General features: G+C 59.5%; 16 protein-coding genes. All 16 read right to left on the bottom strand.

The window, feature by feature from the left end; genetic code table 11:
• Positions 1-37: 37 nt before the first annotated feature.
• Positions 38-1,141: a hypothetical protein gene (locus HZB60_05240; protein ID MBI5059173.1), complete on the bottom strand. Its 1,104-nt coding sequence runs from the start codon at positions 1,139-1,141 to the stop codon at positions 38-40.
• Between the two features lie 4 nt (positions 1,142-1,145).
• Positions 1,146-2,072 (bottom strand): hypothetical protein, encoded by a 927-nt coding sequence (locus HZB60_05235; GenBank protein MBI5059172.1) that lies wholly within the window; start codon positions 2,070-2,072, stop codon positions 1,146-1,148.
• A 21-nt stretch (positions 2,073-2,093) separates the two neighbouring features.
• Complete coding sequence (gene pgsW / locus HZB60_05230) at positions 2,094-3,221, bottom strand: poly-gamma-glutamate system protein (protein MBI5059171.1); 1,128 nt, start codon at positions 3,219-3,221, stop codon at positions 2,094-2,096.
• A complete protein-coding gene (gene pgsC / locus HZB60_05225; protein ID MBI5059170.1) occupies positions 3,211-3,666 on the bottom strand; it encodes a poly-gamma-glutamate biosynthesis protein PgsC in 456 nt (151 codons plus the stop codon). The genes pgsW and pgsC overlap by 11 nt, the downstream gene beginning before the upstream one ends.
• Positions 3,667-3,723: 57 nt before the next feature.
• Positions 3,724-4,929, bottom strand: a complete 1,206-nt coding sequence (pgsB, locus tag HZB60_05220) for a poly-gamma-glutamate synthase PgsB (protein ID MBI5059169.1) — start codon at positions 4,927-4,929, stop codon at positions 3,724-3,726.
• 87 nt (positions 4,930-5,016) lie between these two features.
• Positions 5,017-5,895, bottom strand: a complete 879-nt coding sequence (locus HZB60_05215; protein ID MBI5059168.1) for a helix-turn-helix domain-containing protein — start codon at positions 5,893-5,895, stop codon at positions 5,017-5,019.
• Positions 5,852-6,466, bottom strand: a complete 615-nt coding sequence (locus HZB60_05210; protein MBI5059167.1) for a Maf family protein — start codon at positions 6,464-6,466, stop codon at positions 5,852-5,854. The genes HZB60_05215 and HZB60_05210 overlap by 44 nt, the downstream gene beginning before the upstream one ends.
• A complete protein-coding gene (locus tag HZB60_05205) occupies positions 6,459-7,274 on the bottom strand; it encodes a hypothetical protein (GenBank protein MBI5059166.1) in 816 nt (271 codons plus the stop codon). The genes HZB60_05210 and HZB60_05205 overlap by 8 nt, the downstream gene beginning before the upstream one ends.
• Positions 7,271-7,921, bottom strand: coding sequence for a deoxynucleoside kinase (locus HZB60_05200; GenBank protein ID MBI5059165.1), 651 nt, complete (start codon positions 7,919-7,921; stop codon positions 7,271-7,273). Before HZB60_05200 ends, HZB60_05205 begins: the two co-directional genes overlap by 4 nt.
• A 5-nt stretch (positions 7,922-7,926) precedes the next feature.
• The gene (locus HZB60_05195) at positions 7,927-8,364 is read right to left on the bottom strand and encodes a DUF296 domain-containing protein (protein MBI5059164.1); all 438 of its coding nucleotides are present in this window, start codon (positions 8,362-8,364) and stop codon (positions 7,927-7,929) included.
• Positions 8,361-9,251: an SDR family oxidoreductase gene (locus tag HZB60_05190; protein ID MBI5059163.1), complete on the bottom strand. Its 891-nt coding sequence runs from the start codon at positions 9,249-9,251 to the stop codon at positions 8,361-8,363. The genes HZB60_05195 and HZB60_05190 overlap by 4 nt, the downstream gene beginning before the upstream one ends.
• Entirely contained in the window at positions 9,251-9,904 is a 654-nt protein-coding gene (locus HZB60_05185) for a hypothetical protein (protein MBI5059162.1), read from the bottom strand. Before HZB60_05185 ends, HZB60_05190 begins: the two co-directional genes overlap by 1 nt.
• A gap of 4 nt (positions 9,905-9,908) precedes the next feature.
• On the bottom strand, positions 9,909-10,883 hold the full coding sequence (locus HZB60_05180; protein ID MBI5059161.1) for a hypothetical protein: 975 nt from the start codon (positions 10,881-10,883) through the stop codon (positions 9,909-9,911).
• A 43-nt stretch (positions 10,884-10,926) separates the two neighbouring features.
• Positions 10,927-14,022: a PD40 domain-containing protein gene (locus HZB60_05175; protein MBI5059160.1), complete on the bottom strand. Its 3,096-nt coding sequence runs from the start codon at positions 14,020-14,022 to the stop codon at positions 10,927-10,929.
• Positions 14,022-17,027, bottom strand: a complete 3,006-nt coding sequence (locus tag HZB60_05170) for a T9SS type A sorting domain-containing protein (GenBank protein MBI5059159.1) — start codon at positions 17,025-17,027, stop codon at positions 14,022-14,024. The genes HZB60_05175 and HZB60_05170 overlap by 1 nt, the downstream gene beginning before the upstream one ends.
• Before the next feature lie 12 nt (positions 17,028-17,039).
• Positions 17,040-18,086, bottom strand: a complete 1,047-nt coding sequence (locus HZB60_05165; GenBank protein ID MBI5059158.1) for a PorV/PorQ family protein — start codon at positions 18,084-18,086, stop codon at positions 17,040-17,042.
• Positions 18,087-18,102 lie beyond the last annotated feature (16 nt).

Here is an 18,102-nt window from a genome sequence, read left to right as displayed (position 1 = left end):
GGGTCGGCGTTCTAATTCCCGGGATCAGAGAGGCGGATCAGCGCAGCGTACGCTCCACCTGCACACCAAATTCGTGGCGGACGAAGTCCTTGGCTAATGGCACCTGGGGAACCGGCGAGTCAACACCGCGAGCGTCGTATGTCATGAAGAGCTGGACCTCCGTCTTGCGATTGACTTCGCAGGACAACGACGTCGTGAACTGCCCACGTTTGTCCAGTCGTCCACGGTGGAACGGATCGCTTTCCAGTGAGCGATCCGTCGTATAAACTCGACGACGCAGTTTGTAGATCAGCGTCAATTTAGTGGGGCGCCACTTCACGAAACTTATCGGGCCATGCAGTCCCACGCCAAACTCGTCCTCGTTGTAGTCGGAGTCGCCGTACTCCGTATCGCTGAAGCGGTCCGGGTCAACGATGAAAGGCTCTCGTTGATCCTTCCCGATGTTTTCGGAGTGACGTCGCGTGTAACTGCCGTTGACCCGCCACCGGCCCGTGTCGTAACCCAGCGCTCCGGCAACCTCGCGGAACTCGCTGTCGTATTCGGTGAATTTTCGGTTGTAGTAGTAGCTGCCGTAGCCGGCGCTGGCTTCAAGCCAGAACGGCGCCACTACGTGATAGCGGAATGCCGTCTCGTAGTCCCAGTTGGAATACCGGGTTGAGTGATAGGCGTTGTAATCCCGATCCTTGTAATCGCGCAGGTAGAAAGAGGGGATGGCGGCGACGCGGAAGCGCAGGTTCCATCTCGAATCCGCGACGCGCGGACGGAGGCTCAGGCCAAACGTGTGAGTCCAGTAGTCCGCAAAGTCATTGCGCCAGCGCTTTACGTAGCGGAGGCGGTAGTCGGCCGTCAACATCAGCTTTTGCGGAGCACGCCATCGAACGGTGGGCCGAAGCTGCACCTCGTTTTCAAGATCATCCACCGTCTCCAAGGGAGTCGGGAACAGTAGCGGATCACGAACGAATTGGTTCCGGTCGCGCTCGGACAGGCCGATCAGGTTGTCGTTATAGATTGTCGCCAGGGAAGCACTCAAGTCCCATGTCAGACGGGGCGCGGCTTTGCGCCGCGTGGCCGCAAGGGCCGGCGCGCACAGGATCGCCAGCAGCACCACTGCCATCATCACTCGCAGGCGACGGGGTTGCACGTCGTTACTCCCGGTCCAATTGCCGCTGCGGCAACAGGTACCGCATCAGGCAACTGCGCTGATCCTCGGGGAGCGCGAATTCATAGCGATGTGAACCCGGCGGAACGTCGATATAGAAGACCTCCGCGGCGCTGGGTACAAGCGTAGAGGTCAGCTTGTAAGAGGTCGCCTCGCTCTTCGCCGCGGAAAGCCCGTAAGTGGACTTGACCGCCCCATCCTCCCAGACTGCGACCTTCCATTTCTGCTTGCCATTCATGGTCGGATCAAACTCAATTCGCGCGAGGACCTTCAGCGTCACCGGACCCACCAGATTCAGGACGACGCGATCGCCGGGGCCGACGCGGTAATAGGTGAGCGTCTCCTCCTTGGTCAATAGATCGGCCTGAGTCGTGAATTCGCTCGGCGTCATGGCTACCACCTTGCTGCCATCGAAACTATCCGTATTGCGACCAAAGCGGAACAGCAATCGCTGCGGAGAAGTTCCCGGCAGCGAGATGACGTACGTTTGTTCCCCAGCCGGAACGTCAAGGGTCCGCGTGCGGCTTTCGGCCACCGCTCCTTCCTGTTGACCGGAAAAGGCCGTCTTCTCCGATCGAAAACTGGTGTGCTTCACGGTCAAGGACTTTGAACCGCCTTTGCGGTCAACCACATACGAGTAGTCCGCGGTGTCAGTGGCGGAAGGCAACACGACCCGGGACAGCAGCCTCAACTTCGCCGGTCCCTTAATCGTGATTTCGATGGGCGCGGAGGCGTCAAGTTGGTAGTACTCCCGCAGTTTTCCAGAAACCTTGAGTTCTACAAGACCCGCGCCGACCGTTGGGGCGAAATACTGAAAGCGTTCGGCGGGCTGCGTGTCAGTCTTGTCGATCGCAACCGCGAGACATGCGACCGAAAACAGAGCTACCGCTATGAAAAGGCGATGAACAAGCATGATCGGTTCCAGATAATCGGTTTACATCAGGGTGTCAGGATCGACGCCGGCCTCGCGAAGTCGAAAGAGTCTGGCATCGAGTTTCACCAGTACAATCAGTATCAATACCGCAATCGCCGCCGCAACGGCCGCGACGCGCACATCGTACGCTTTCGCCTCGAAGACATCGCCGCTGCCGGCCTCCGGCAACGGCACGCGCGGAGACCCGAGTCCGTACGCCCGTCCCATCAACTCGATGTCATGGAAGTTGATGACCGGGATGCCCTGGGCGTTCAGTTGATGAATGACGCCCCGGGCGGGGTAGTTCTTCAGCGGCAGTTTCCGACTCAGCCCGTTCGGGATGAGTCGCATGTTCTCCGCATGACCGAGGCTGGCGACACCGCCGCCTACATTCACATAGGCTTTGATCGGCGAACCGGCCGCGGCCTGAGAGTAGGCCGTCACGCGGCGCGAGACCGATGCAGAAACCGTGCTCTCGCGAATCAACGGCAGTTGATTGCGCTGAATGGCCGAGCGCAATAACTCCTGCCCCATCGGTGAAAGGCCCGCGGCTATATCGTCCGATCCGCCATACGAAGCCGCCAGCGGATGCGAATGCACGAGACCTGACGAGATCAGGGTCCGCTCCATATCGGGCCACGTGTAATCCGGCGCGTTAGCGCCCCACCACGACGAGCCGACGGATGAGATGGTAAGCGCCTTCAGCCCAAGCACCTCGCAGGCACATAGCACCGCCGTATTCACCCCGGGATGCGAACCTGTGAACCCGATCGCGACCACGTCGCCCGTATGCAAACCCGCCTCTTTGAGCAGCTCCACGACGATTCCCGCGAAATTGGGATTCGTGCCCATGAGCTTGGACTCGAAGACCCCGAAATCGGTCGTGATCGACGTAAACTGCTGACCGATCACCGCGGCAAGGCGCGGATCCTTCTCGTAAGCCTCGGTGATGACAACGGAATCGCCGGCGGCAGCTTGCTGATAGGCATTCAATGCCCGTTCCACGAGCTTCGCCGCCGCGAGCTTCTCGCCATAGTACCTTGACTTCTTCTGGATCTTGCTGGCTTCACACCACGAGTACAACGCGATGCAGACAGCCGCGAGCATCACCAGCGTCCAGATGGAGCGGAGCGACGGTCTATAGGCCATGGATCATCTTCCCTCCGCTCAACAGGATCACGAAGATCTTGACCAGCGGCGCAGCGATCATCATCGCGGCGATCGTCTTGATGACACCCTGCCGCTCGAACCAATTCGCAATCAGGCCGGGAATGATGTAACCGATTGCATCGAGGCTGAAATTCGCCGCGATGTGTTCATAGACGATGATCTCGCGGCTGAGGTGGCCGAAGATGAAGCCCAGCAGCACCGCGATCACCAACCGCCGCCGCCCGTACACGAACATGAATCTGGCGATGACGCGAATCGCAAGGTAGGCCAAGAACGCGACGATCAGCGTGGCCGCAATGCGAGTCGGATCATGCATATAGAGCGCAATGTAACCCGGGACCACAATTCCGCCCGCGGCCGCGCCGAGCACTTCATGAAACAACAGGCTGCACAGCACACCGAGACCAATGGTTAACTCGATCATGTCGCGCTCCGCCCGGAATTCGCCCAACAAATCATGACAAGTTTCTTTCGATGCTCCTTAAACCTTCGGACCGTCCGCGAGCGGGTGCCGCTTGGCCCACTTCTTCGCGGAAAAAAACTTCGCGATATCCAGGCCGCCTTTGCCGACGTTGCCGATGGCGAACACCGTGCCAATGGAATCCACGCGCTCAAAGACCGCGTGATACGTCTGCTCCGGCGGGACAATGCCGAATTTCACCGCCCGCTCCTGCGATATGTTGTAGCGAGGCAAGCTCGAGTACGTGCGCTCGATTTGTTCGCCCATCAGAAAGAGATAGTTATACTCGTTGGGCATGCCCTCTTGCAGCATCTCGAGCAACTGGATGGTTCGATCGTAGCGATCCGCCCGGGTGTTCAGCAAGACGAAGACCTTCCCGAGGTCGGTCGTCAGCGTCTTCATCTTCTTCCAGATTGCGAGCGTTGACTCGGGGTCATTCGCTGCCAGCGCGTGCACGAACTGAACGGTCTTTGCCCCCTCGGACACCTCATAGATTCGCAGGGCCCCGGCGTCCGGATGGCTGCGGTACATGCCTTCCAAAGCAACTTGGCGGGGGACGTTATAGTGCTCGCACACCGCCAGCGCCAGCGCCACGTTTTCGGCATGCTCGATGTGGTCAAATCGACCCAGCTCGAGATAACTCACGGTCGTCGGGTCCGTGCGAAACAGCCGGCAATCAGACTGACGGGCCTGTCTGCGCATCAGCCAGAACATGCGGTCTTCGGATGTGAAGGCGACGCCGTGTTTCGGCAGCGTGTTGCAGAGCGATCGCGTGATATTCTCAATCGTCGGTCCCATCTCCAACACGTGGTCGAGGCGGGAATTCGTTATGACGCCGGTGGTCGCGTGGACGAAATTGTGCTCGCAAATCCACTGGTATTCCGGGTTCACGGCCATGCATTCGATCACGATCGCCCGTGGCTTGCGCTTGGCGAAGTACCGGAAGATCTTCACTTGCTCGATAATATTCGCGCCGGACGGCCGGACGATCGGCACCTCAAGCCCGTGCAGGTCAATAATGCGCGGCAACGTACCGGTCGTCTTCGCCATGGTCGGAATGCCGCCCGCGCGCAGCCCGGCCGCTATCAACCGAGTGACCGACGACTTCCCGCGAGTGCCATTGACGTGAATACGAATCGGGATGGAGTAGGCGCGGCGCTGGTGGGCGAAGTATTCGAATACGCCGTAGGCGAGCAGCAGAACGAATGCGGAAATCAGATAGAGCATGTGGGCGGGGAACCGGAGCGTGCGTCCAAAGGTGCGGCTTCGACCTCTGTAAAAAGCCTCATAATATACGCATACTGTCCAACAGGTTCAACTACTTACGCCCTTTCCGAGCGTGTCCCCTGCGGAATCCAGATCCCCAATTTCAGCGTTGCCGAATTCGAAGACCATGGTGTGTCCATCAATCGTACGGCCCCTGACGACCTCGTGCCGATCATCGTACATTGTGCCGCAACCGATCGGATCGGCCGTGAGCGCCAGCGATTTAAGGTATTGAAATGTAATAGTATCGTAGGGAGCACAGCGAATATCTCGAGACGAGATTCCCGGAGAATTCACACCAATCCGGCCGCCTGTCACTGCAACGAAAGTCACAGTCTTTAACTGCCTTGCATCGTGCAAAACTTGCAGTGCCGAGGAGTCAACTGAAATCAACAGGTGAGGGGCATGCAGGCGCGCTCGATTCTGCTCGACGGCAACCTGGAAGTCCAACAGGTCGGGCACGGCGGAGCTCTGCCCTTTTGACCAATACAGTCCCGTCGCGCCGCCGACGATAAGCAGCGCGGATAACAAATACGAAAGTCCGCGGTTTCGGGTCAGCGCCGCGAACCAGGCCGCCCGGATCTTGGCTCGCGGTAACTCGACATGCTGAGGACGTTCGATGAGGGGCAGCTCCGCGCCCAATTCCGCCCCCGACTGTTTTGCCGGAGCGGCCGTGAACAGCCGGTCAAACTGAGCGAGGACCTTGTCACGGTTCATGCCCACCGCCTGAGCATAGAGCGAAACATACCCGCGAACGTAGGCAGCGGGAATTTCTTCCCAGCTCCCGGACTCGAGTGCGGCGAGAAAATCCGGCCGAACCTTGGTACGGACCGCTACTTCGTCCAGCGAGACTTGCTTGAATAATCGCGCCTGCCGCAGATCGTCAGCGAAGGCGACAATGGTGGAAGTGGGTTCGAAGTAGTCCATCAACTAATTGCAGGGGCAGTCCGATTACTGTGTTCAGCTCACCGCGGTCCACCGCGGCGAATTTCCGGGCTTCGCCTTGAATTCCGTAGCCGCCCGCCTTCCCGACCCATTCGCGGCCGGAGAGATAGGCTTCGATTGCCGGGGTGCTGAGAGGCAGGAACCTGACCAGCGATTCGGCAGAGTCGCTCGCCTGCCTGATCCCGGACGAATCGTCGGCGGACGGACCGGCGATGCAGACACCGGTAATCACCCGGTGTTGACGCCCCGAGAGGAGCATCAACATGCGGCGTGCGGAACTCTCGTTGAGCGGTTTGCCGAGTAGCTGTCCGCCGAACTCGATCAAGGTATCCGCACCGACCAACAGACGCGAGCGATCTCCGTAATCCGAAGATCGCTCAAGTTTGGCCCGCGCATTCGATTCAGCAATCCCGGTGGCGTCGCTGCCGCTCCAGGTTTCCGGGGTGCTTGTCGGGCTAACATCAAACGGATAACCGAGGAGGGTCAGTAGCTCCCGGCGGCGGGGTGATGCCGAGACCAGCGTCAGTCTGACATCGCACAACGGATCAGCCAATGATGAGCGCGACGATCAGCACAAACGCCAGGTACGGGGCCAGGCGATTGAAGCGCACCAACGCCTCGTAGGATGTTTCCGCGCGCGGCTGACGCAGGCGACCCCAGTAGAGCATGATGGGAACCAGAACACCCCCAACCATGACCCCAAAATACGCGTTACTGTAGATTCGGCCCAACCACGGCCATAGACAGATCACGCCAAAGAGGAAGAACACGATTGAAATGCGGGCTAAGGTCCCGCGGTGGATCCGGTGTACTTCGGGGTGATCCGACGGGTCCGCCGGTGCATCGAGATCGGCTTCGATGCGATGCGTGGCGTGAAGCACGAAACTCAAGAATATGGCCAGCGCCGCGGGGAATCCGCCCGCCGTCAGCTCGCCCATGATCGCCGCCGCGGCAAGGCAAGTCAAGCCGAACAGGAGCGGGATCAGGACGTAGATCCGCCATAACGCCTTCGATGGCGCCCGCGCCGTCAGCCACAGCAGCCCAAGCGGCGCAACGGCCAGAAGGATTTGCCAGGGGTTAACGAGTTCCGTTCCGCCGCTCAACACGCCAATCACGGCGGCGACAAACGCGATCAGAAACCAGACCATGGCCGAGCGTCTGCCTTCACTCCGTTGCAACCGGTTCCAGGCCAGGCCGCCCGACACGGCGGCCCCCCCGGCCAACACGATGGCCCAGGGGCGTTCCGAACCAGCACGGATCGCGATAATTCCCGTGGCCACCGCAGCGGCAGTGATCACGAACTGGCTGAACAACGGCGTCCACGGATCGCGCAGGAATCGAGTCGGGTCGGGTAATCTCATGAGGAAAGTGGCATCTCAAGTTGAAGCTTCGTTCTCAACAGTTCTACACTCCGCGCGAGCACCTCTACGGCATTCAGCTCGTTGCCACTTCCGGTCTCGATCGTGGCGACGCGAACCATGGAGGCGGCGCGGTGGATCCAGCCCTCGTAGGCGTCATTCAGTTCGGCAAGGTAGGCCCGACTGATGGACTGCTCAGAGGTGCGCCCCCGCGACGCAATGCGCCGCAGCAGTGTATCCACGTCGGAGCGCAGGTAGATAATCAAATCGGGCTTGCGCAGAAACGCGACCATGGTCCCGAACAGGTCGCGATAGTTCTCCCAGTCGCGCCCGACCAGATGTCCGCGATTGTGAAGTGTGCGGGCAAACACCTCAACATCCTCGTAAATCGTGCGATCCTGAACACAGGAAAGGCCTTGAGCTTCAATCGCCCGCTGGCTCTCAAACCGCTTGCTCAGAAAATACACCTGAAGGTGAAAGGCCCAGCGGGACATGTCCTGATAGAAGTCGTCGAGGTACGGATTGTCAATCACCGGCTCAAGGTAGCACTTCCAGCCGAATTGCGCGGCCAGGGCATGACTGAGCGTGGTCTTCCCCACTCCGATGTTGCCGGCGACGGCGATGAAGTACTTGCGCTCGCTGAATTCCATAGGCGTTACGCGTCCGGCGACTCCCCGATTTGCAGCACGTTCAGACCGGTTCGTTCGTCGCGGACTCGACCGATGGCAATGTCCATCAAGTCCAGCCGGCATTCAACCGACAGCGCAACCACGAACTTGAGCAGGTGACCGCCGTGCAGCTTGCCCGCGCGATCTCCGACCACCGCGTGAACATGAAAGTACGGCTCTCCGTTCAACAGCGTCAGATTGCCGGAAAGGCTCACGAGTTCGACAACCCCGGGCACCGCGATGGAGACGTACTCGCGGCGGTCCAGATCATAGTAGGCGAGTTCGACTTCCCGCACTGCGCCAATCGCCGTGACCGTTCCGCAGCTGAAGTCATGCTGTTTGGCAGTCTCGACAAACGATTCCGGATAGCGATCGTCCGGATCAAACCGCACGAGTATCGAGTCCGCGACTCGATGCAGTTTCATGGGTCCGCCTTTGCGGGGGCGTAGTCCCGGGCCAAGAGTTCGCCAAGCTCAGGCGAGTCGATTGGGCCGAGCAAGCCCCGGATCTGCGTGGGATTGTAGCTCGTGTCCACCGGCATGATCGCATGGCGGGGGTGTTCGAGATAGGAGCACTCGTGCAGCAACTCCGGCCCGAGTCCGGCCGCGACGGCCACGAGGCGTGCCGTCGCCGCTCGATTGAGACGGTCGGCGCCTCCGGCGTGGATGATCCCGTGGATATCGTCGGCAATGCACAACGCAACCAAGGCGATGACGCGCCGGATGTGAATCGGGGAACGGAATTGATCGACGAAGCAACGCACCGTTTCGCCGCGGACCAGCGCTCGATGAACCGAATCCGTAAAACTCTCGCCGAACCCTATGGAACTACCGACCACCGAATTGCTGCGAATCACGGTGTTGCGATACGAGGCGTCCAGCACGACCGCCTCGGCGGCGAGTTTCGTGCGACCATAATGATTCAGCGGATCAGGCAGGTCCGTGCACTCGTAGCATCCGCGCCGGCCGTCAAAGACCTGATCGCTCGAGAAGTAGATCAGCTTGGCACCGTGGGTCCCGCACCACCGCGCAATCGTCTCCGTCGAGCTGGTGTTCATTCGCGAGGCCGCCGGCTGATCATCTTCGCATACGATGACTCGTGAAAGCGCGGCACAGTGCACGACGACCGTGGGTCGCACCGAATTCAGTAACGTCGTTGCCTCTTCCGCCGCGGTCAGATCGAGCCGGACCTGATGCCGCGCCGGTGAGCGATCGGCGCGGAAGACCGTTCCGGTGAGCTCGTGATCGGACTGGAGTGCGGCGGCCAGATGCGAACCAACGAAACCCGACGCGCCGGTGACCAGAATCCGCATCAGAATTTCAGCCGGGCACGCATGGCGATGCCATCCAGCGCGCCGGTAGGAACTGCATCGAACTCCAGCGGCGACGTGCCTCCGGAGAGGTGCTTCTCGCGCAGCGCCGACGTGCGTCCGGCATGAAGTGCCGATACCACATGGTTCACGACCAATGCTCCGGCCAGATAAACGACGTTATTCTTCGCGAGATCGGAGCGAATCCGGACCTTCTTAAATTCCCCGCGATGCTCGTCGGAATCCCACTGCCAACGATCAGACCGGTTTGTGTACATCGCCTCGTATTCGCGATCACGCAGCCGCTGCTCATTGTATTGGTCCACATTGAGCCAGTTTCCAAGATCGACGTAGAAGTCGTGACCGTGCTCGCCCTCCACGCGGGCGTAAGACCTGGCCATCGCGATGTAGTCATCCTTTGAGGAAGCGCTGTATGATTTCAAGGCCAGGATCCCGCCGATCAGGGATAGCTCACTGCCGATGAAAAGCAGCGCGCTGTTCTTCTGGCCCAGCGAATACTGACCCCAGCCGGGGATGATCAGCGACTGGAGGAAGGCCGATGCACCGGGGCGCTTTTCCGCTGCGTCGGAGACACTCGTCACCACGAGGGCGGCGGCCAAGACCAGCCCGAGGATCCGTTGTTGAGAGCGCGGCACGGCGCTATTTCGTCAGGTTGAACGGCAAGCGCGCGGTCAGCATGCGAGCCGTACCGCCGTTGATGGTCTTGATGCCGTAGTCCAGGTCTAATCCGCCCAGCCGACTCTCAACGCGACTATTGGCGCCGCGAATCGCGAAGGCCGCATCAAGCGCGGACAGGACGTGGTTGACCAACACAACTTCCATCATCGTATTGCCCTTGTCCAGGAAGTCGTTGGCTTCGCCGCGCATGTCACGGTACTCGAAAAACCACGGAGAGTTGCCGTCGAAGGCGATGGTTGACGGGTCATCGGTAAACCCATTCGCTTCGTCGTGCCAGGGGGCGTAGTTCGGGTCCTGGCTGGTCAAGTCGAGCGTCGCGGGATCAAAGGTGTCTTTCCAACCGTAGCCAAACTGGCTGAAGTACTTGCCGATCATCTCGAAGTACTGCTGAATGTCGTCCGTATTGATATCATGTCCGTACGGCGGTTGGAGGTAATCCTGCCGTTCGGCCCAAGTTTCGGATTGCCACTCTGACAGACTGCCCGTATAGATTTCCGTGTTGTAATTAGAATTGACGGCGATCTGGTATTCCCGCAACATGTAGGCATCGTACGAAAAGTGATTTGGCGCCTCCTTGGTTCCAGCGAAGGCCTCGAATTCATCGGTCTTGTCCTGACCTTTCGCGTGATAACCGGCGAACAGCGTCCAGCCGACGGCCTCGATGGCCAGCCAGGGTACCGCACGCAGCCACGAGCCGGCGTACAACTGGCCCGTGCCGGGGATAATCAGCGAGAACATCACCCCCTTGCCAATGCTCTTCTTGCCGGTATCGACGACCGCCGTCTCATCCGCCGGGGCCTGAGAGGTATGTTCGCCTTCCGCCAGTTGCGCGCGGTAGGGCGACAGCGGGAAACTCGCCGCCGCCGCCGGGCCGGAGTTCATCGCGATGAAGATCGCGGCGAGCAGGCAGGCGATCGTGAAACGTTTTGTGCTCATTTTCTGCTCCGAGTATATCCTGTGTTGTGATTTGTCAGCAAGATCAGTGATCGCCGGGAACGTGATCCGTAAACGGACTGTAGAAATCGAAAAGCACCGTCAGATAGTAGCGAAGCTCTTTGCCGTACTCCGTACGAGCCTCATCCTCTACGACCGCGAACTTGTCCAGACCGTATGCAACGTCGATGGAAATCGCGGTCGGATAGGAGTAGAAGGAGTGCAACTGCATTCGCAACCCAGCGCCGATGTCCTTTTTCAGATCCGCGGACTCAAAGTCGCCCGTCCACGCATCACCGACATCCGCGAACAGCGTCCCATACACGCGATTGAGAGACAGCGGCCAGAGATTGATCCCCGCGCGCGTGGTCAGGGGAAAACGATAGGTCAGCGTACCCACCGCGGTTCGCGAGCCGCCCAAACTGTAGAACGAATAGCCGCGCATCCCGGGCAGGCCGCCGGCATACATGAAGAAGAACGGATCCACGGGGCGGCCGATGTAGCCTCCGCGCAGGCGGACCTCGCCGGTGTGGGACCAGCCCGGCAGTCCGAAGTACTTCTCATAGCCGCCTTCGGCCATCGTGTAGTTGTAGGGGGCGTAGATTTCTTGAAGTCCAATCGCATTTCCGCCGATTTCCAAATCGGTAAAAAATTGCTGATTGGCGCGCGTCAATTCGAGATAGCCTTTGTAGCCGCCGCTGGGGCTGATCGATGACACAATTCCGCGGCGCCGCTGGTCAGTGTAATAGCCAAGCTTGCCTGACCAACCTTTGAAATATGTGATCGAGATGCTGGTCTCGTCGTCAAAGCGATTATTGGCGACATATCGATCATAAACTCCCATGAGCTTTACTGACCGCCCTGGACCGATCGGCAGTTTGAGTCCGCCATCCACCTCGTTCAGTTGATAGCGATAACGGATGCGGTACTGGTCGTACGTCGGATCGGATTCCGGAGTCTCGCCGATGATTCGCGACGAGTCCGCGAAATGCGAGGTCAGACGACGCTGAATATTGTAATAATCCACGAAGATCGTCGGGTAGAACTCGCGGTACTCGACGGAGCCGAAGAGATCATAGTCACGCTTCTGATTGATGGCGAAGCCGCCGATGAAGTTGAGCTTCTCGAGCACATCGTTGATCAGAATATAAGTTCCGGGTTTGAATGTCCCGTAATCGAAAGCGACGCGGGGGAACCAGTAGAGTCTCTCGAACGTCGGCCGGTACGGCCTGGCCTCGCGGTGAGCGGAAGTCAACGCATACGCAGGTTTCGGCAAGCGCGATGAATAGGCCATGGCCCCGGCCGGGTCGGCGTCCAACGTGTTCCGGGGCGCGCGCACAGGTTGGGGTTGATCGAGGTGGCAGATGCGGAATCCATTTTCGCAAAACTCGGCGTAACACAGCCGACCGCCGCGGAGATCGGGATAGTACGCTCCGCCCAACACGCTGGTTAGCTGTTCACGCGCGTCACCGTCAATGGCGAACCGATAGATGTTGGAGATGCCGCTGACATCCCAGGCGCAGACGAGGTGCTGTCCGTCTTCGCTCCATGACGGATCACGCAACTCCTCAAGATCGCCGCTAAGTTCCTTGAACAAAGTCAACGAGTGACGGTCCGCGGCCACGTCGTAAATGCGCAGGCTCCGGCCCTCAACCAAGTGCTGAGCGACGGCGATGCGGTTGCCGTCAGGGCTCCAGCGCGGGCCATAGAACTGCTCGTGCGGAAGGGCAGGCAGCCTGACCAGTAGATCGTCAGGGGTTACGGGCTTGGCTTTGCCGTCACGGATATCGGGGAACGGCAGCAGGCCGATCTCCCTCCGCCCGCTCTCATTGATGGTCACTACGAGGTGCTTGCCGTCCGGGCTGACGTCTCCGCACTCCGCGCGCAAACCGTCGGTCAAGCGGATGGACTTCTTTGACCCGATCATGTAGGCGAAGAGATCGTACTGTTTATAGCCGCTCCGCCAATCATCCGCAAGTCGGGAAAAGATGATTGCTGATCCGTCCGGTGTCCACGAAATTGAGCCATGCGCGCCGGGAGCGACCAGCTTCGCTTTGGCCGAGTCAATCTCGTACAAGTAGAGGCTCGATTGTCCGAAGTAGTCGCGATTCTGATTCGAAATGAAGGCGATCCGTTTGCCCGCGGGAGATAGTCGCGGATTCAGATTCACGTATCCGAGCGTCGGAATCGTGTCCGCCCGGGTCAGCGTCGGCTCGAGCTCGCGTTGCAGGGACTGGTGGGCGCGCTCCAGGCTGTCTTTCCAGGCGTTGTACCAGTCCAAACCGCTGCGACCGGTCTCCGACTTGAAGGCGTCGTTCAGCGTCACCGGCAGCGCCGCTGACAACTTATGACTGACGGTGCTCAGAACTTCAGCCCCCCCCGCGTGAGCCGCGATGTACGTCGTGAGCGCGTAGCCCTGATTGTAAACACCCTCGCTCTCGAGGCTGGTTTTGCCGAAGTAACCCATGTCCTCGAAGCTCAGCAGCCTTCCCGAAAGCACCGCCTGCCGCAAGAGCATGTCACGATGGCTATCCCAGAAGTCGTAGCCCGTGCCAGTAAATTGATATTGTGCCGTGCCCTCCGCAAACCAAGCTGGAACTGTCACGGAAGGCCAGGGCCAACTGATCAGGCGGTTGGGGTAGCCATAGAGCACGTCGGGACGCCGCTCCGGTTCATAGCCCAGCAATTGAAAGTAGCCGGCGGGAAGACTGCGGCTCCACTTCCGCGTCGCGCCCAACTGAATCATGTGCGTGTACTCATGTGTCACCACATTGCGCAACCAGTTGTGCGTACCGCGAAAATCCCAGTTCATCGACGTCGCGTAGAAGCGAATCTTGTTCGACTGGAAATAGGAACCGGCGTTGGCGATGTCATCCGTGTCGGTGAAGATGAACGAGACTTTGGTGTCCGGCTCGTAGTCGTACAGCTTGCAGAGCGGGCCGTGGATTTCTTCGCCCACTTCCGCCGCCATGTTCGCAACATCCTCGAGGCCCGGAGTGTAATAGACCACGAAGTGTTCGGTCTCGAAACTCAGCCAGTTAAGCTCAGGGTTGTTGTACAACTCCTCCTGAGCAGACGCCGCACCGACGACGAGCAGCAGCAGCAGTGGAATGAAACAGAAGACACGAAGCTTAGAATGCACTACTTCACCACCGCGATCTTGATTTCCTTCCGCTCCGTCGAGCCGCTGCCACGCACTTCGACCGAACCGATATACACGCCGCTCTCGACATTGGTCACGTCCCACGGAATCTCGTACTGACCGGCCATGCCCGAGGAGCCGGATAGTTCCGCGACCATGCGCCCGGCCAGATCGAATAACTTGACTTTGGTCTGTGATGCGTCGGAGCGGGTCACGCGGATGTAGGAAACCTCACGCGCCGGATTCGGCCAACAATAGACCCAGTCCGCGCGAGCATGCACCTGCGGGCGCAGCGGACCGACGGTTATGATATTGGCTGGCGCGGTGTACTTAAATCGTAGATTGTCTCGCGCGAGAATCGGCAACTTGTTCAGCGAAATCTGGTAGGTCCCGGCCGACGCATTACGGTACATCGAGACGAAGAAGAGGTTGTTATCCGGGGCGAGATCGAATCCGTTACTGGACTGAGTCAGGATCTGGTGGGCCGCCAGCGGAAAGCCGTCGAATGAACGGCCGCTATGCTCAAACGCGGACATCCGAGAACAACCCGCCGGTAACCGCGACGAGTCTCCGGACAACTTGCGGAGCGCAAGGATGTCGGGCTTGCCGTCGGCATCCAGGTCTTCGATGGAGCCGGTGTCGGTGTCGAGCGGCATCCCCGGCAGGTCCTCACCTTGCAAGTCACTCTCGCCGAATCGTCCCCCCCCCTCGCAGATGCCATCCCCATCCCAATCGATCCTCGGCGGTCGTGTGGTGTCCGGTCCGGCGACCAAGACGCCGTCACTGGCGCGCAGGTACCCGAGCTGATGTGAGTACAGGAATCGTTCAGCCGGCTCGTTCAGCACCCAAATGTCGTCGATCAGACTTGAATTCGCCCAGACGTCCACCAGACCCGTATCCGTTACCTCGACGCACTTCAGTTCTGCCGGAGTTGACAGCGCAAACCGGGTAGCCGGTGCCGCCTCTATGTTGCGAATCTGGCTTGTCCGGAATACGCCGAAATCTGTTCGATACAGCAGATTCATCTGTGAATCGTACACCTTGATCCACACCGAATCGTCGGGTTCCGATCCGTCGGCCATGCCGGCTTCAAGCAGCAGTCTCACGCCGGTTGCCGTACTGCAGGGAAACGCCTCCGTGAAATAACCCCTGTGCGCGGCGCCGCTCAGCAATTCGTATCCACTGCCCGCTTGTTGCAGGTACCCCACGCGGTCTCCGGTGAACAACAACTCTTCGAGGCCGTCGCCGTCAAGATCCTGCCCTTCTGCAAAGATCGAAGAAATCTGCATCCCATCCGGCACGTCAAGACTGAACAGTGATTCGCCCCCGAAGGAGAATATACGCACCGCACGGCCGCTCTGCGCGACCAATTCCCGGTAACCATCGCCATCAAAATCCGCATATCCGAATACGGGCTGCTCGGACGCCGTCATCTCGACCGGATACCCCGGTACCGCATACGTCAACCGCGCGCGGAAACTCATCGTGTCCGCCACGTCGCTGAAATTCGTTAGTTCCAGATAGGTATATGAGCCGTCGTAAAGCTTGGTCGATGGATGCGAGCGATCCGTGAAACGCACGGGGGAACCGCCGTTGGCCGCCTTGTGATCAGCGTTCGCGCCCCACCACGCATCCTCTTGAATGCCTAATTCAGTGCCGCTGCCTGACGATGCAAAGCCGTATTCCCGGCCGATATCCTGCGCTCCGTCGGCCTCCACAAGATCAACGCCACGATGCTCACGGTCCGCGTTGACGCGGTTCGTGGGCAGCCCGACCTCAATCACTTCCTCATCAATATGCCAGATTAAAAGCCCGCTGCCCGGAATGCCGTAATCATAATGACTCGCGCGTACCGCCACTCTGAAACCCGTCTGGATGGCCAGATTACCGTCGCGGTCCATCTGCAGCTCTCGCCCGTCGCGATCAAACAGCGAAACGTGCCCAATCGAATCCGCGTCCGCGTCCCGATTCTCGAGCAGGTAGTATTCCGTAGGAGTAACGGGCAGCTTGATGATTTCCGGTAGATCGCCGGCGCTCCCAGTCCGCTTGATCCGCTGTGTCGTGATCGCCGCCGCGGTGTCGCTGCCGGGGATCACAATCTCCGGCGTGTCCCAGCCCATGTACAGGCGAGACCAGGCGTCCGGCAGCGCGGGCACCAGCGCATTGAGATTGCCCGAACCCTGATCCATCATCCCCCAGCGACCGATCCCGCTGCGACCGGTCTCGGTGTCAAACAGGTCGGGCAGACCCAGCCAATTCCCGAACAACTTGACGGAAATCCCGTTCAACGAAAGCTCAATGCCGTAGTCCAACGCTTCCTGTTGATTCTCGGCTTCCGGCAGCAACAAGCCGCTTGTCACGGCCGCGGGTAACCGCGAGCGATAGGGCAGCAAGTCGTTCTCCGAAATGAATGCCGATGGAATATCAAACGGAGTCGCGTCGTAGCCGAAGCTGAAGTCTTTGCCGACGCCAGCGTGGAAGATCACAAACGCATCGTACTGATCCAGCGGAATTCCCGCGGAGTCGGCCTTCCAGATTGCGTGCACAAACAGCTCGACCAGCTTGCTGTTCAACAGGTCCTGATCCGTATTGTAGTTGTAGTGCCACATCGGATGGTTAAGCCGCAGGACATTCGAAGCTCCCGGCGGATAGACCTCCAGCGCGCCGAAGTGAAGGTGTTCGTGTGACGCCACCCGAAAATAGTCGGCAATAAGGGCGAGGTGATCGGCGAAATACTGGCTGTCATGCGGCAGCGGATCGAAGTGCAGCGAATCCGGGAACAGCGATGCGTCCGCCATGAGTCCGGTTCCCGACGTTCCGGTAATGGCGTCCGGCTGAAACTCGACGCGAATGGCGCACACACGAATCGTATCCGAAAGCGGCCACGGTTCATCTACGGACAACGTGCGAGCTTCCGGAGGCGCGACAAGCGGGAACGCCGCGAACGACATCCCCGCTTGCCCAAGCGACGTGACGATCAGCAGGTGGATCAGCCGGAATTTCAAAGCGCAGGCGGGTTAGAGATCGACCGACAGTGAGTAACGCATCGTATCGGTCAGCGGGTGATTTTGCCCCGCCGTTAGATAACTGAAGTCGAAGCGATACGAACTGTACTTCAGAGACACACCGAACGTGTAGGGAAAGACCTTCCCCAGTTCGTCGTTCCAGTAGCCGGCGCGAAGCCCGACGAGGGTCGAATACCAGTACTCCGCCCCCATATTCCAGATCAACGACGGGACCAGATCGCCGTCACCCCACGCGCTGAAGAGCGCCTCGTAGAATTCATCCGACCGTCCGAACTTGTCCCGTTTCACCAACTCCTTGTTCACGTCAGATGCGATCGTCAGTCGGTTGTACTCCTGATCGATGATCCGGTACGCGAAGCCAACCTTCAGATTTGTCGGTAACGGGTCCGCCTGTGCGCGATCTATATACGCTACTTTGGGTCCCATGTTCGACAGGTTCGCGCCGAGCGACAAGCCGCGCAGCTGCGGCGACTTGTAGAGCACGCCGAGGTCTGCCGCGACGGCGGTGGCCGTACCCTTGCCGGCTTCCTGACCCGCACCCGTCGGAGACAAGCTGCTGTAGGCCAGTTTCAACCCCACACCCATCGAAAGGTGCCGATTAATCTGTGCGCCGTAAGTTCCCGTAACCGCGACTTCATAGGACGAGAAGGTCCCGAGCGTGCGCGCGTTCTCGTCGGTGCGGGTCGTCTCCCCGAGATTCAGAAAGATGATGTTGCCGCCGAAGGTGCCCCATTCAGGGACTTCGTACACGCCGCTCATGTAAGCGTAGTAGAGGTCCGACAGGTTGAATTGCGGCAGCCAACGAACATACATCATCGTGAACTCGCGGCCGTGCTGAAAGCCGAGTCCGGCCGGATTCCACCACGTCGCCGAAGCGTCGTCGGAAATCGCGACATAGGCTTCACCCATTCCTGCCGGACGCGCACCGGGCGCGATCTTGAGAAACAGCAGCGTCGCCTGACTGACGCTCGCGGCGTGCGCGACGCTCCCGCCCACGAGGACGGTCAGCGCAATCGCGCACATCAAGGTTTTCTTCATTCTGCCTCCTATGATC

The sequence above is a fragment of the candidate division KSB1 bacterium genome (assembly GCA_016214895.1).
Lineage (GTDB): Bacteria > Electryoneota > RPQS01 > RPQS01 > RPQS01 > JACRMR01.
This window is presented reverse-complemented; position numbering and strand designations above follow the sequence as displayed.